2 protein-coding genes are annotated in these 1,687 nt (G+C 73.9%); both read right to left on the minus strand.

The window, feature by feature from the left end:
* Positions 1-111: 111 nt before the first annotated feature.
* The gene (locus tag BI06_RS28340; protein WP_030391497.1) at positions 112-1,176 is read right to left on the minus strand and encodes a C40 family peptidase; all 1,065 of its coding nucleotides are present in this window, start codon (positions 1,174-1,176) and stop codon (positions 112-114) included.
* 253 nt (positions 1,177-1,429) lie between these two features.
* On the minus strand, positions 1,430-1,687 hold a 258-nt coding region (locus tag BI06_RS28345; protein WP_043472403.1), incomplete at its 5' end, for a C40 family peptidase.

Raw genomic sequence — 1,687 nt, forward strand, 5'->3', positions numbered from 1 at the left:
CGGGCCGCGCGGGGACGGCCCCGGGCAGCGACAGCTGGGCGAGGCCGCCGGCCGCGAGCAGCAGGGCGGTGCGCCGGGACGGGCCGCGGCCGCCGGCGGGCTCCGGGCGACTCAGAGCCGGATCACCCCCGAGACCGGCATGGCGTTGACGCTCTCGTAGCGCACCCGGGCACCCGGGTAGGGGGCGTGCACGATCACCCCGCCGCCGGCGTACATCCCGACGTGGTGCATGTCCCGGTAGAAGATCACCAGGTCTCCCGGCCGTGCTTCGGAGATGCTGACCCGCTGCCCGGCGAAAGCCTGGGCCTGCGAGGTGCGCGGCAGGGTCACTCCGGCCTGCCGCCAGCTGTAGTACATCAGACCGGAGCAGTCGAACGCCTTGGGCCCGGTGGATCCGTAGACGTAGGGCGAGCCGATCATCCGCACCGCGGCGGCCAGCGCGGCGCCGCCGCGCTCGGAGGCGGGCGGGGTGGTGCCGAGGTCCAGCCGGTCGGTGCCCCGGGTGGCGCGCTGCTCGGCCTCACGGGCGTCCTGGGCGGCGAGCCGGGCGCGTTCGGTGACGCCGAGGCTGTTGAGCAGCCGCTGCGCCTTGGCGAGCCGCTGCTGGATCTGCTGCTTGCCGTCGGCCAGCACCCTGCGGGTCTGTTCCAGCTCGGCGAGCTTGGCCGAGGCCTCGGCCCGGCGCTGGTCGAGCACCCGCTGACGGCCCAGCACCTCGTGCAGGGTCTCGTTCTGCCGCTCGGCGGCCTGGTCGAGGGTGCGGGCCCGGGACAGGTAGCCCTCCGGGTCGGTGGAGAGCATCAGTTGGACGGTCTGCGCCATGCCACCGCCCCGGTACTCCGCCCCGGCCACGGTGGCGAGGTCGCCGCGCAGCCGGTTGAGCTCGTCCTGGGAGAGGGCGATCTGCTGCTGGAGCGTGCCGGTCTCGTGCTGGAGCCGCTGCTGGGCCTCCTGGGCGGCGTTGAACCGCTCCGAGGCCTGCTCGGCCTCGTCGTAGAGCTGCTCCACCTGGGCCTTGACGTCCTTGCGGTTCGCCGGGGCGTCGGGCGCGCCGGGGACCGCCTGCGCGGTGCCGCCGGTCGCCACGCCCAGCGCGGTGGTGGCCGCCGCGGTGAGCACCAGCGCCCGGGCGAGCGTGTGGACACCTGACAGCGGGGAACGGCGGTGCGCGGTCATTCGACGTCAACTCCGATCCTGGGCCCGGACCCGCCGCCGCACCGGACCGAGCGGCTGTCGAAGCGGGCGTCCGGTGGCAGACGTTAGCGAGTCAGGGCAACCGTTTCCAAACCCCTCCGAATCAGAATATTCAGTCACTGATCGGACATCAGACCGGTTCGCCCGCCGGAGCCACCGGTGACCGGGGCAAAGCCGCAGGCCCGGCCTCCCCCGCGGGGAGACCGGGCCTGCCGGGAGTCTGCCGACCCGGGGGTCAGAGGCGCACGACGGTGTTGACCGGCATGTTGGACGCCGACTCGTAGCGGACCGACGCGCCCGGCTTCGGGGCGTGGATGACCTGGCCGCCGCCGACGTAGATGCCGACGTGGTGGCGGTCGCCGTAGAAGATCACCAGATCGCCGGGCTGGGCCTGGGAGATGTCCGAGCCGATCCGGGTACCGGCGTTGGCCTGCTCCTGCGAGGTGCGCGGCAGCGACACACCCGCCTGGGCGTACGCCCAGCCGGTGAGGCC

It is taken from the genome of Kitasatospora sp. MBT66, assembly GCF_000710405.2.
GTDB classification, from domain to species: Bacteria; Actinomycetota; Actinomycetes; order Streptomycetales; family Streptomycetaceae; genus Kitasatospora; species Kitasatospora purpeofusca.